Source organism: Robinsoniella sp., from assembly GCF_034124845.1.
On record NZ_JAWYAJ010000028.1, the window covers coordinates 1 to 13,221 of the forward strand.

Annotated in this window: 14 protein-coding genes; all 14 read right to left on the reverse strand. The window is 42.2% G+C overall.

Features of this window, described 5'->3' with window-relative positions; all coding sequences use genetic code 11:
* Positions 1-52: 52 nt before the first annotated feature.
* Positions 53-1,075, reverse strand: coding sequence for a DUF2804 domain-containing protein (locus tag ACH2DQ_RS01420; RefSeq protein WP_394913917.1), 1,023 nt, complete (start codon positions 1,073-1,075; stop codon positions 53-55).
* A gap of 78 nt (positions 1,076-1,153) precedes the next feature.
* Entirely contained in the window at positions 1,154-1,963 is an 810-nt protein-coding gene (gene yaaA, locus ACH2DQ_RS01425) for a peroxide stress protein YaaA (RefSeq protein ID WP_394913918.1), read from the reverse strand.
* A gap of 133 nt (positions 1,964-2,096) precedes the next feature.
* Positions 2,097-2,612 (reverse strand): flavodoxin family protein BilS, encoded by a 516-nt coding sequence (gene bilS / locus ACH2DQ_RS01430; protein ID WP_394913919.1) that lies wholly within the window; start codon positions 2,610-2,612, stop codon positions 2,097-2,099.
* Positions 2,613-2,735: 123 nt separating this feature from the next.
* Complete coding sequence (locus tag ACH2DQ_RS01435) at positions 2,736-3,095, reverse strand: YccF domain-containing protein (protein ID WP_394913920.1); 360 nt, start codon at positions 3,093-3,095, stop codon at positions 2,736-2,738.
* Positions 3,096-3,164: 69 nt separating this feature from the next.
* Entirely contained in the window at positions 3,165-3,590 is a 426-nt protein-coding gene (locus ACH2DQ_RS01440; protein ID WP_394913921.1) for a hypothetical protein, read from the reverse strand.
* A 274-nt stretch (positions 3,591-3,864) separates the two neighbouring features.
* A complete protein-coding gene (locus tag ACH2DQ_RS01445; protein WP_394913922.1) occupies positions 3,865-4,626 on the reverse strand; it encodes a hypothetical protein in 762 nt (253 codons plus the stop codon).
* Between the two features lie 190 nt (positions 4,627-4,816).
* Entirely contained in the window at positions 4,817-6,163 is a 1,347-nt protein-coding gene (locus ACH2DQ_RS01450) for an MATE family efflux transporter (protein WP_394913923.1), read from the reverse strand.
* A gap of 288 nt (positions 6,164-6,451) precedes the next feature.
* Complete coding sequence (locus ACH2DQ_RS01455) at positions 6,452-7,312, reverse strand: MurR/RpiR family transcriptional regulator (protein WP_394913924.1); 861 nt, start codon at positions 7,310-7,312, stop codon at positions 6,452-6,454.
* Positions 7,313-7,337: 25 nt separating this feature from the next.
* On the reverse strand, positions 7,338-8,222 hold the full coding sequence (locus ACH2DQ_RS01460; RefSeq protein ID WP_394913925.1) for an ROK family protein: 885 nt from the start codon (positions 8,220-8,222) through the stop codon (positions 7,338-7,340).
* 30 nt (positions 8,223-8,252) lie between these two features.
* Positions 8,253-8,705 (reverse strand): YhcH/YjgK/YiaL family protein, encoded by a 453-nt coding sequence (locus tag ACH2DQ_RS01465; protein WP_394913926.1) that lies wholly within the window; start codon positions 8,703-8,705, stop codon positions 8,253-8,255.
* A gap of 305 nt (positions 8,706-9,010) precedes the next feature.
* Positions 9,011-9,838, reverse strand: coding sequence for a carbohydrate ABC transporter permease (locus tag ACH2DQ_RS01470; RefSeq protein ID WP_394913927.1), 828 nt, complete (start codon positions 9,836-9,838; stop codon positions 9,011-9,013).
* Positions 9,839-9,854: 16 nt separating this feature from the next.
* The gene (locus ACH2DQ_RS01475) at positions 9,855-10,745 is read right to left on the reverse strand and encodes a carbohydrate ABC transporter permease (RefSeq protein ID WP_394913928.1); all 891 of its coding nucleotides are present in this window, start codon (positions 10,743-10,745) and stop codon (positions 9,855-9,857) included.
* Positions 10,746-10,858: 113 nt separating this feature from the next.
* Positions 10,859-12,295 (reverse strand): ABC transporter substrate-binding protein, encoded by a 1,437-nt coding sequence (locus ACH2DQ_RS01480; RefSeq protein ID WP_394913929.1) that lies wholly within the window; start codon positions 12,293-12,295, stop codon positions 10,859-10,861.
* A 61-nt stretch (positions 12,296-12,356) separates the two neighbouring features.
* Positions 12,357-13,049 (reverse strand): N-acetylmannosamine-6-phosphate 2-epimerase, encoded by a 693-nt coding sequence (locus ACH2DQ_RS01485; RefSeq protein WP_394913930.1) that lies wholly within the window; start codon positions 13,047-13,049, stop codon positions 12,357-12,359.
* Between the last annotated feature and the right edge of the window lie 172 nt (positions 13,050-13,221).

Genomic DNA, 13,221 nt, shown 5'->3' on the forward strand with positions numbered 1-13,221 from the left:
TATACCGCAAAGTGGGGCGTGCAGATGACGGGAATGAATTTTCAAACACGCTCTAGTACCGGTTGTGCACATACTCTGCAAAACACATGAAATCTTTAATTTCAAGTGCAGAACCATCATCCAAAACCGCCCGTCCCTTCATTTTTCCAAAGACTTGATGCTGGTCAGTTCCTACCAGAAGTACATCCATTTTTGCCGCCCGGTCAATCACTGGCTCAAATTCCATTTCAAATCGTCCATCACTGGAAGTAAACGTCCAGGTCCTCATATAACTGTCGGATGGAATATGGAAAGTAACATCATCCAGCTTATGTCCGGTTCCGTTGTAAAAAAGAATATTCTCCGACGCCGCACCGGTATCACCGAACCCATAACCAATATTAAATCCAAATGGTTTGCCGCCAACAATTCCATTTCCAGATCCCCAATACCATTTATTATCATAGGTCCATACGCCCCGCCCCCAGTCCAGGGTTCCAAAGTCAGTATCCGGGGAAAAGTAAAAATCCCGGTCTCCCAGGCGCATCCTGCCCTTTGCCCGCATGCAGTTAATCTTCTGGTTATAATAAAAAGCCGTTTTCTTTTCCTTCCATGGCGTAGCAATAACCATAGAGTCCCGCTGAGTTTCTTCTAATATAATATCACAGGAAAATTCTTTGCCTTCAAAAAAGCGAGGCCACTTACAGCGGATTCTACGCTTTCCATTCTGTACCTCAAAGCGCATATGCATCTTTTTATCATGGTAACTGGTACTTCCTTCCACGGAACTAGAAGGCAGGTGCATTCTTCCCATGGTAAACGGCTTCAAAATCGTCTCCGTATGCTCCCAGGGTCTGGTAAAATCCAATATGGACGCCGACTCAAGCCCAATATACCCATCATCTGAAAGTGTAAATGCCGCGGCAAAATCCTGATTCAATATCAGATAATAATCCCATTCTTTAATTCGGAATTTCGGTGCCTTTATCTTCGTTCTGTCATAGATTTGAACCAGGCTTCTGGACCACCCCGGCTCCGTAAGGCTTCCATCCTTTTTTAAAAGTGGTTGACTTTCCGTAACTTCATGATTTCTCATACGCGCTCCTTTCCCGCTTGCAAGCCCGGTGCCGGGCGGCACCAGATAACATACTTTCTTTCCATACGAAACCGAGCATCAAATGCCTCCCAGCTTGCTGCTGGGTATTTGGCTTGCTGCTTTTACAAATACGAATGTGTCATCGCCTGAATCCTGGGGTGAAAATGTGTAGCCCAAACGATCAAATTCTTTGATGTCTGCCACATCCTCAACCTGTTTTTCTGCAAGCCACCGCACCATTTCTCCTCTCGCCATCTTAGCCTGAGTAGCTTTTACCCGGAACCTGCGGTTCTGTTCATTCTCCACCGCTTCCCCGAATATGCAGGTAACAAACCTGACGTCCGGATCCAGATATGGTTCAACTGCCTTACTGTATTCTTTGGATGCCAGATTTAAGATTACCTTATCATCCTGCACCAATTCCCGGTAAATGCGCTCCCCCCAGTACTGATAAAGATTTTTCGCTTCACCTGCTGCCAGAACTGCCTGCATCTCCAGCCGATAAGGGCATACCGCATCCAAAGGCTTCAGGATTCCATAAAACCCGGAGAGAATACGCAGATTTTTCTGAACGTAATCCCACTGGTGATCGGAAAATACCCGGGGTGCCATATATTGATACTGAATACCTTCATAGGTCAGAAGTGCCGGCGTCATGTCCGTATACCCGTCCTGTTCATCTAACCGCTTCATATTCCGGTAACGCCGGAAATTTAACTCCGCTAATTTGTCATTACATTTCAATATTCCTTTTAGCTCTTCAAAAGAAAGCTTCTTTAATATTCTATGTAATTCCTCCGCCTGTTTTGCGAAAGAAGGAAAACCGCTCACTAACATAGAATTGTCATCCTGCACCATTTTCTTTGCAGGAGATATTATAATTTTCATAATCATCTCCTTATCATCGGTAATTCATTCTGTAATTCATTCTGTAATTTTTAATCTGTACCTTGAACCTGTTTTAAAATTGCTTTCTGTCCGCAGTGCATCCTGGAATGTACCTTATTCCGTTTTATCCTTTTCATCCCTGAATCATACACAATGCAAATTTTTGCACATCATCCAGATCCTTGACATCGGGATGTCCCAAAGCCTGGTCAAAATTCCTGATTAATGCATCTGCCTGGGGCATACCTTTTTCCTTCATTCCCTCGTAACGCTTACGTACAGACATCGGCATCTGTCCCGTACACATATAAGTTCCAGCCACCTGGCAGTCCTGGGGCAGAGCAGACTTTACAACGGATATAATCTTCTGGAAATATTCTTTAGAACCTTCAAATCCTGCTGTTCCAAAAAGAAAAATCTTTTTCCCGCAAAGCTTTGGCAACACCTCTTTTAACTTATCTGAGCACTGCCCTTTATCTGTCCAGAATCCAAGAAATATAACTTCAGAGTCTGCAATTTCATTGTCCCCGGCATCCGCCGCATTCCCATAGAATATTACTTCCACAAGATCTCTGATGGAATTATTTATTGTATCTGCTAACATTTTTGTATTGCCGGTTTGTGAATCATATAATATTGAAACTTTCATCTAAAGTACCTCCTTGATAAATTCGTTACTCCCATTATAAACTCTTTATAACTGTTTTTCTACTATATATTGTATCCAGCAAAAAAACCGGCAGGCCCGTCAATTAGCTCTACCGGTTTCTTCCTAAACTACTCTGGCACCAAATGGCATTAATGCCAGTTTCGCAATTTTAAACTGCTGTAATCCAAATGGTATTCCTACGATAGTAATGCATAAAACTGCTCCGATGACTGCAGATTCGATTGCCAGTGGAATACCGGAAAGGATCAGCCAAACTACATTTAACAATAACGAGCCAACACCTCCGCCATACTCCACCTCTTTTCCAAACGGAAAGAAACACAATCCTGCAAACTTAAAACACTGGGTTCCAACCGGAATACCCACAATGGTGATACACCAGAGACAGCCGATGAGAAGCCAGCTTAACCCTGAAATAAATCCTCCAAAAATAAACCACAAAATATTACCTAAACATCCCATATCCAATCCTCCTATATTTCTGCTTTTCTATATTATTTGTTTCTCCTGTACTTACATCGATCATCTTTACTACCTCATTCTTTCCAGGTCATAAAGTGCATTTTCCACATGTACAATAGCCTCCTCAACCTGTTCTTTACTCTGGTTGATTTTTGACTGCACATACCAGTCTGATACTATATTGTCCAAAAAGAAGTCAGCAAATACTGCAAAACTCCCAATATCAATCTGCATATCCGGATGCATGCTCACATCCTTCAATTCCTTTTGGAATTTTCCAAGCAGCATTTTCGCATTTTCCATCTCTGCACCGGCACTGTCAATTCTGGAATGCTTAAGCATACCACTGATAAAACCGCCTCCAAGCATATCCCAAATCCCAAAATTTTTTGCACTGGACAGTGACTGGTTTACACGGTTCAGGCTGTCTAACGCTGCTCTTCCCGCAGCCAGCGCTTCCTCAATTTCCCTGTTATTTCTCTCTACATCGTACATAATCTTTCTCCTCTCTGATTCTTTACTGTTGTCTGGTTACCGTGAAGACTGCCGGCTATAAAGAGTAAAAATAAAAAGACTCTTATCGCAGCAATCTTCGCTACAATAAAAGTCTTGCACATTTCATTCGATACGGATATAAAATATCGTATTGACGATTTCGAATCACCTTTCGGTTAGGCTACTCCCTTTTATGTATGTTCAATATAACATACCGTATTTTTCATGTCAAGAATATGGTTCTTAACTTTTTCTGACAATTTTCAAACACATACTAATACTTTCTTCCACACCTGCTGCAAAAAGCATCTTGTGCTCCGCCCTCATTTCCACATGAAGGACAGATTTTCTTAGAGTTATCCACATTTTCTGTTTTTTCTGTTGATAACGTCTCTGTTGCTGCCGGGGAAGTAACTGATGCTGGGGATACTTCATTTGCCCCATGAGACACCCCATCATTTTCCGGTACTGCCGCATGCATCAATGCTGCCTGAGGCTGCATAACACCGGTGTTTTGATATACTTGCCGGCTCTGAGTGGCAGCTGTTTCACGCATAGCATCTTTTTGCGGATCTCTCATTACAAAATCTTCTTTTTTTGGCATAGGAGGAATCTCACACTCCTTAAACTGCGTTCTGTGATCCACACCGCCGCCCATTTTTTTATTAATCTCGCTTACATTTCTGCAGATAACCACGATCATCAATGCAAATTCATACAAAATACGAAGCACCAGATTTCCAAAAATCAATACCGCAAATCCCAGTACCATCTGAAGACAGAGAATATTAAAAACACCCACCGTTGTGCAGACACATGCACCAAGTACATAGAAAAACTTTAACAACCCTTCAATAATAAAATTCTTAAATTGCAGATAATCATAAAGCCAGCCAAAGAATCCATGAAAACGGTTTACATTTTTCTTTGACATGAAAACAAAAAATACTACAAACGACATAATAATGCCAATGATTACACCAGCTACCGTCATAACGACCCCAAACTGTTTTAAAATCTCCATATAATGATCCATTACAATGCCTCCTGACATAATTACTATATTTCTTCCATTATAGCCCACTTATCTACAATTGTATACCTTGAAGCCGCGTGTAAATTTAAACATTCTGTTAAAATATTATAAACAAATCAAGTCCATCACCGGTTCCCGGAGCGTATTTAAAAATACATTCCCGCCATCTGAATGTTCTTGGCAACACCTGCTAATTACAGGAGATTTTCCGGTAAATCCGTTTTAATAATATATGCGCTACAACAGCTGCCAATACCTCTGCAACGGGAAATGCAATCCATATTCCCAGTGCTCCCATGGACCTTGACAGAATATAGCCAAGGGGAACCGTAACAACAAATTGCCTCAGCAGGGAAACGATCAGGGATTCTTTCCCTCTTCCCAGCGCCTCAAAAGTTCCGGAATTTACAATTCCAAGTGAAGATACCAGAAAGCCCAGACTGATTACCCGCAGCGCTTCTGTCCCTATCTTCATCATGTCATCCGTGGCATCGAATAACATCAGAATCTGCCTTGGGAAGACAATAGCTCCAATCGTCCCAATCAGCATGACACAGAGAACCACCAGCAGGCTTAGACGTACCGTCTGCTTCATCCGCTTCTTCTCACCTGCGCCGTAGTTAAAGCCAATGATGGGACGCATCCCCTGGACCACACCATTTGCAGGCATGTAAATAAAAGTTTGCAGCTTAAAATAAATCCCCAGTACAGCCACATGGAGGTCTGAAAATTTAGACAAAATACCGTTTAATATGCTTACCAGCAGAGACGGAAGCGCCATCATAATCGTGGAGGGGATTCCAACAGCGTAGATCTGTTTTATAATTCTCTTATCAAAGCTCACATAGCGGAGCGATATTTTAATTCCGATATCTTTTTTACTGTATACCAGCACGTACAGCAGGAACGCGCAGATCTGACCGATAACCGTTGCAATTGCTGCTCCCTTTACCCCAAGTGCTGGAAAGCCCAGGAGCCCGAAAATCATAATGGGGTCTAATATAATATTTATGATACATCCGCTGGCTAAAAGTGCCATCGTGGTTACCATATCCCCCACTGCCTGAAAGATCTTCTCCATGCTGATCTGAAGCAGACAGCCAAATGCCAGACAGAGCACAATATAAGAATACTCACAGCCCCATTGTAAAATCTTTTCATTTTCCGTGAACATACTTAGGAATGGCTTTGTAACGATGACACCAACTGCACAAAACAGTACTGCATGAATCACGGTAAGCAGCATCCCGATAGAAGCTGTTTTATTTGCCTTCTCAAAATCTTTTCCACCTATACTGATGGATATGGCGGAACTGATTCCAACACCAATTCCCACGGCTACGGAAACAACAATATTCTGCAGTGGATAGACCAGCGAGACTGCTGTCAGCGCCTCCGGTCCAAGCCTCGCGACAAAGATACTGTCTACTATATTATAAAGTGACTGCATCAGCATAGAAAGCATCATAGGCACTGCCATAGACATCAGCAGCGGAAAAATAGCCCTTGTTTTCATTTTATCTTGATTAACTGCCATAACTTGTTCTTCCTCCTCATTCAGTCAAATTCCATTTTACGTATAACGATAATCACAAAGAAAAAGCCATATATTTTCCTATTTAATTCAGAAACAGGCAAACATATAGCTTTAAAAGCATTCTATGAAGTTAAAACTTAGAAAATCATATCATAAAATATTTCATTTGGCAAGAATTGTTTCTATCGCATAGTTCATCTGAATTTTCTTATGATGAGCAATGAATGAAGAGCTATAAAAATATGCCGCCTGACAGAAATCTGTTTCTGACCAGACAGCATGTCATTTTTAGAATAATTTTTCTACTACTGCCCGTGATGTTCCTTCATTATTGTACTTGCAGCTTTCATAATTTTTCTCATAAAATTCCTGATATAACAAATCTATTAAATACAACTGACTCAGCTTTGCCGTCATGGAGCCGCCCTCTAACGGGCCTTCACTGGAACCGCATAATAATATGGCATCCGAATATGATGTCAGCGGTGATTTCTGGAAATGCGTAATACATGCAATCTTTGCTCCCGCGGACTTCGCCACTTTTGCTACATGTATATTGTCTTTTGTTGCTCCTGAGTAAGATATAATTACAATCAGATCCTCTTCGGTTGTCATAGACGCTGCCATGGCCTGCATATGAGGATCCGTAATGCAGATTACCTTATTGGTAATTCTTAAAAATTTATTCCTTGCTTCTTCTGCAGTCAGAAGACTATCTCCAATCCCAAAGAAGAAAACCCTCTTTGCCTGGTCAAACATATCCAGTATTTTGTCAAAGTTATCCCTGCTCAGCAGCATATAAGTCTCTTTGATTGCAGCTAAATGTAATTGCAGAACTTTTTCTGCCATCTCTCCCAGGCTGTCGTCAAAACGCCGGCTTTCCAGTACCGTCTTAGTACTGCTGCTGGAAGTAGCTCCCTGACTGAGTGACAACCGCATTTTGAATTCCTGGTATCCCTGCAGTTTCATTGTTCTGCAGAACCGATATACACTGGTATCGCCTACCTTACAGGCATCTGCCAGATCCGTTATCGACATGTACAAAACCTTACTCTGATTCTTGATTACGTAATCCGCCACCTTTTTCTCCGCTTTTGTAAATTGATTGTAAGATGACTGAATCTCTAAAATGATGTTTGTGTTATCCACCTGTTCACCTCCTTGGTATTTACTCTCAATCTCCCTTTAAATCCAAGGCTATCTGTACAGCCCCCAATAATCCGGCTGTATTCCCTAACTGTGCCTGTCTAATATTTACGTCACGATAGCTCTCCATGACATTATTATACAGAATGTTACAGATTTTATCCAGTATGTATTTTTGTTTCATAACCCCTCCGCCTAAAATTATGCAGGAAGGATTAAAAATGTGTGTAAGAGACACCAGTCCCAGTACAATTTCTTCAATCCATGCGTCAATAATCTCTGCCACTTTATCTTCTCCCCGCCTTTCAAATATCTTTCTTCCATTGCAAAGGCTTTCATCCAGCAGCATTGCATTCTGGACCAAAGCTGTGGTAGACGCATAGCGCTCATAGCATCCGCTGAAAATATCCTGTGACGCGTTCCGGTCCTGGGGATGTATGACGATACCGCCGAACTCTCCTGCTGAAAAATTGCTGCCCTTATAGATTTTATGGTCAATTACAATTGCCCCGCCTACGCCGGTACCATAAGTCAGGCACAAGAAATCAGAGAATTCCCGACCGGCACCAAAGTTTGCCTCTCCCAGAGCAGCGGCATTTACATCGTTCTCAACTGCTGCAGGTACATGAAATCGTTCTTCCATCATCCGCTTCACTTCCATCCCCGTATAACCGGGTATGTTAGAGTTGGCATAACGGATACTGCCTTTTGAAGAATCCACCTGCCCTGCCGTGCTGATTCCGATCCGGTCAAACCCCTGGTATTGATCCAGTATCTCCATTGCTCTTTCCATTACCCAGGCACCGCCCTTTTGCGCATTTGTGTCAGTTTCCCTTATATTGTATAAACGCCCCTCGGTAAACTCTCCTGATTTTATAGATGTTCCACCGATGTCAAGCACTGCTATTTTCATACCGATTCCTCTCTTTTACCATCAAACAATTTATCTAACTGCGACCTTTATTACACATTTTTTCAGAAAACGCTCCTCACTTACCACAATTCCAGGCTTATGGGGTTCCTCACCCATACAAATGATAAATCGCCCCGGTCCCATAACGCAGGAAGCAGACCTGGAGCAGGAAACTGTCCCAAAATCTGTCTGCTCATTGAAACAGTCCAAAGTCTCCGCCTCACCTAAGCCAATTTGTATCATTTCTGTTCCTTCTATATCGATCTGAATATCCATATATTTTCTGTGAATCTCAAACTTGCCTATTGACTCCTCCTGAGCCTGGGCTTCCATTACGTTTGCAAAAACATCTTCCCCCATAATTTCTGTCCTTCCCAGGGGTAATAAACGCAGATCATTGGCAGCCAGGAAATCAACTGCTAAGTCCAGGTATTTGCTTATACCGCGATAACGCTGTATATTTTCTAAATTATCATATATCATCTTTTAGATCCTTTCTGATCTGTAAGTAAGTGTCACTCTCTTTCACACAATGACATTTCATCAATCCGTGTTTGAGAGAACACTTTATTTGTGGTTTATTAAATGCATGATATTGGGGTTTTGCTGAGTAATACGCTTTGTATCAGTAGGTAGTGTACAAAAGATGGGCGTAAAAAACTGGTATGGACTCCGTCAGCTCTGCTCTACGCTTCCTCCGCCCATACCAGTTTTCCACGCCCAACTTTCCGAGATTCAGTTTACTGCCACAAAGCTGGTATTGCTTTTATATTATTCACAAAAGATCATTAACCTTTTACTGCCCCCATGGTAATACCCTGTGTAAAGTATTTCTGGAAAATCAGGAATACTGCAACAATGGGAATTGCTGCCAGAGCTGCACCTGCCATAATCAGTCCGTAATTCGTAGAAAGTTCTGCCTGCATGGTAGCTACACCAAGGGGAATCGTCAGGTTCTTTCTGGAAGACAGCATAACTAACTGCATAAAGTAATCGTTCCAGGTATTAATGAAGGTAAAGATCGCCAATGCGGCAAATCCCGGCTTCACAATTGGAAATGCAATGCTGGTAAAAGTACGCAGTTCGGTACAACCGTCTATTTTTGCTGATTCCAGCAGTTCCGTTGGAATGTTTTCACTGAACTGCTTCATCAGGAATACACCGAAGGGCCAGCCAATTAACGGCAGGATAACCGCAGCCATTGTGTCATGGATTCCCATCCAGCTTATCATATTAACCAGCGGTACCAGGATAACCTGCTTTGGAAGTGCCATTGCACCGATAAAAATTGTAAATAAAATCTTCTGTCCATAAAAGCGTTTTTTTGCTAAAACGTATCCGGCAAGTGCCGATGTGAGGCAGACAGCCAGCATGGTAATCAGCGCGATCAGAACACTATTTAACAGCCATCTCGCTGCCGGATTTTGCACCAGCAGCCTTTGAAACTGCTCAATCGTCGGATTGGCGGGCCACCATTGTGGCGGAATCTTCACTGCATCCCCCTGTGACTTGAATGCACCTGTCATGATCCAGTAAAAAGGAAAAACAAAGATGACAGTCAGTATGCTCAGAATAACAGTTGAAACAATGGTAAATGGTGTTGATTTTTTGTTCATCTTTATGCCCTCCCTCCTAATATTCTACATCGCTGCCCAGGAATTTAAACTGAAGCAGGCTGATGATACCGATTACCACGGTTAAAAATACACCCATCGCATTGGCATATCCATACTCGGACAGCTTAAATGCTTTTTCGTACAGGTAATACATAATCGTCGTGGTGGCAAAGTTAGGTCCGCCGGAAGTCAATAACTGGATGAGCGAGAAACACTGGAAAGAGTTAATGGTTGTAATTACTACTATGTAAAGTGTTGTGGGAAGCAGGCTCGGCCATTTGATTTTCCAGAACACCTGGAACTTATTGGCACCGTCAACCTCTGCTGCTTCCACCAAGGATTTGTCAATATTCCCCATTGCAGCAATATATAAAATAATTGGCTGTCCAACCGCGGTTGTCAACAGGATAATAATAATTGCCCCAAGGGCATACTTCTTATCTCCCAGCCACATAATATTCTGACTTATCACATGACCAGCCTTTAAGGTGTAGTTTAAAATACCGGAAAGCGGATCATATATCCATCTCCAGACTACTGTTACGGCAACCGTACCAGTAACAACCGGAAGGAAAAATACACATCTGAAAAAGGATCTTGCAAATGCCTTTCTCTCATATGTCTGTGAAGAAACAAATAACGCAAATGCTACTACAATCGGAACGGAGCCGATTACGATAATAAGTGTGTTGACCAGTGATTTCTGAAACGTCGAATCCTGAATCATTGTGATGTAATTATTTAATCCCACAAAAGTAAATTCTTTCATTGTATAGCGGAAAAAGCTGGTAAATACCCCCATTATCATAGGTATTAATACAAATATCAAAAAAAAGAGTAACGCTGGAGCCAGAAAACAATAAGATACTATTGTTTCTCTCATTCTTAGCTTATTTACTTTTTTCATGTTTTCCCTCCAAATCCCATAAGTGTAATAAATAGATGATGTTACAGATCAGGCGCTGCAATTATGGTGCTAATATCCGATTGCAGCGCCCTCTGTAGTTTTACTCTGAATCCTTATTTCGCTGTTGCTGCCGCATTTGTAATGGAAGCATCTGCCTGCTGTACGAATTCATCTGCTGCCGCCTGTGGGTCTTTATCTCCATTCATGACTGCCTGAAGCATTGGGAACCATAAAGTTCTCATTTCAGCAAATCCGTCGATGGTGTTGTAATATGGTGAATAATATTTGGTCCAGCCTGCCAGAGTTGTCATTCTTTCATTGTTGTACAGATCTCCAAAGGACTGGCGAACCGGGAAAGAACCTGTTCTGATTACATCTTTTGGTCCCCATTCACTGTCATCGCATACGAACTGGATGAATTTCTTAGAAGCTTCGATCTTGGCATCATCACCGTTATTAAATACGCAGAAACCATTTACCAGATACTCTAATTCAGGAACTCCGTCATCGGATGGGAATGGAGCTTCGATATACTCTACTTTACTGGATTCTAACAGCTCTTTCTGGGTTTCGGGCTGTGCAGGAGACCATAAAAGTGTGAAGGATGTCTGTCCGTTTGCAAAGTTCTGGATATCATCACCGCCGTTGTATGCGGAACCATTCATTAAAGTACCGTCATCCACTGCTTTTTTGATAAACTCAAGGGCTTTTACACCATTTGCATCGTTAATGGTGTATTTTGTAACAGCATCATCTGTAATAGAACTGCTGTAGAGGTTTGCCACAAATGCACGTGTTCCCTGGTCGCCGCCCTGTCCACTGCAGAATACAGAACCCGGATTATATCCTTTGTCATGTAAAGCGGTTATAACAGTTGTAAAATCATCTGTTGTCCAGCCATCTTTGATTAAATCAGCTACGCCTGCATCTTCTGCCATCTGTTTGTTAAATGCCATATAAAAAGGTGCGGAGCTGATTGGGTACATATAAGCAGTGTCTCCGGCTTTACATGCCTGAAGAAGCTGATCGTTTCCAACATCTTTTACGAAGTCATCGGTAAACATATCATTTAATTCTGCCAGCTTGCCGCTCTTACCATAGTCAATGATACGTCCCGGAGCATCGAATAACACATCACAGATTGTCCCGCCTTCAATTGCCGTAACAATCTTTTCCGGTCCTGATGTAAAGTCAATTGTCTCCAGTTTCACCTTGATATCCGGGTTGGCTTCTTCGAAAGCATCGATAATTTTCTGTTCATATGATCCAAATGCATCACCCGCATTTTCCTGTGTAAATGTAGGGAATGCCCACCATGTAATCTCCGTTGTACCACCGGCTGAAGCCTCTTTCGTTTCCGCATCTGCTGCCTGTGTCTCATCTGCTTTTGCCTCAGTTGCTGCCGCTTCTGATTTTGCTTCGGTAGCTGCGTCTGTCTTCGCTTCCGTCTTCGCCTCTGTCGTTCCTGAACTGGAAGATCCTCCTCCGCAGGCTGCAAGTGAAAGTGCCATAGTACAAGCCAGTAAAAGTGCTATTGCTTTCCTTTTCATATTTTTCTTTTCCTCCTTAAGATAGTTTAGTTTTCGTTTATGATAATTAACGTCCTGTTAATTATTTCAGGTTAATTGCTTCCACATACCGTTTTGTAATATCCATCGGTCTTGTGATTGCTGTTCCGACAACGGCTGCAAATGCCCCGGTTTCCAATGCCTTTTTTAATTCTTCCGGGCACCAGATCCCGCCTTCTGCGATAACAGGCTTTTTGCTTTCCCTTGCCAGTGTTTCCATCATTTCATAATTTGGAAGCTGCGTTCCTTCCGTATATGGTGTATAACCGCTCATTGTTGTTCCAATGAAATCAAATCCGATTTCTGCTGCATGAAGACCTTCTTCTATACTGGAGCAATCAGCCATAAACAGCTGATCCGGATACTTTAACCGCACCTCTTTAAAAAACTCATCCAGCGTCATACCGTCCGGCCTGAGCCTTCCGGTTGCATCTGCCGCTATTATTTCGGCTTGACATGCTACCAGTGCATCTACCTCTTTCATAGTAGGCGTTATGTAGATCTCGCACGCTTCATAGTCCTGTTTGATGATTCCTATAATAGGAAGATTTACCAGCTTCTTAATCTCTGTGATATCTTCCACTGTGTTTGCCCGGATTCCGGATGCACCTCCCAGCATCGCCGCATATGCCATGCGAGACATGATATACGAACTATAAAGAGGTTCTTCCTTTAATGCCTGACAGGATACGATAAGCCCTCCCTGGATCTGGTCCATTATCTCCTTCTTGGTCATCCATATCCTCCTTTCCCTCCGCTCCCAAATGAGCGGATCTTAATTCTAAACTTTGTTGTTCTGTCCGATAAATAGACTATATCATATGCGGGTAAATTTTTCAATATATTTTTTAGAAAAAAAATTTTTTCTTTTTCCGTTGTTTTTTTTGTTCAACAATGATATAATCAGC